At 55.4% G+C, this 464-nt stretch carries 1 protein-coding gene; it reads left to right on the forward strand.

The features are described from left to right. Positions 1 to 169: 169 nt before the first annotated feature. Positions 170 to 464, forward strand: a 295-nt coding sequence (locus A3754_RS23770) for a rhodanese-like domain-containing protein (RefSeq protein ID WP_231880765.1), incomplete at its 3' end; no start/stop codon positions are given.

The raw sequence follows: 464 nt of genomic DNA on the forward strand, positions 1-464 counted from the left end.
CCCTTGCCGAAATGAGCCAAAAAGCGTTTGTTTATGAGTGTGCCAGCCGCGCTCTCGCAGCCAGTTTTTCCAATCCCGCAGCCAAACCCTCCATCGCCAGCATGGTACGCGACGCGGAAAAACTCTGGGAGGAACTGCAGGAATGGGAAAATCGACAGGAGTCTCAACCATGAAGCGTTATCTGATTGTTTCAATCTTTGCCCTATTGAACGTGCTCTCGGCGCCACTATGGGCCGCTGACAGCCTCTCGGTGAGCGAACTGAAGCAGCAAATGCAGGACGGCAAAGCCCCCATCATTATCGATGTGCGCGATGAAGACGAATATCTGGCCGGGCATATTCCAGGCGCCATCATGGTGCCCGCCAAGCAGATGGAACACCACCTGGACATGATGGAGCAGTATCGCAAGGAAGATATTGTGCTGTATTGCCAGTCTGGTCGCCGCGCCAGTGCCGCTGCCACCG

This window comes from Alcanivorax sp. HI0083 (genome assembly GCF_001635175.1).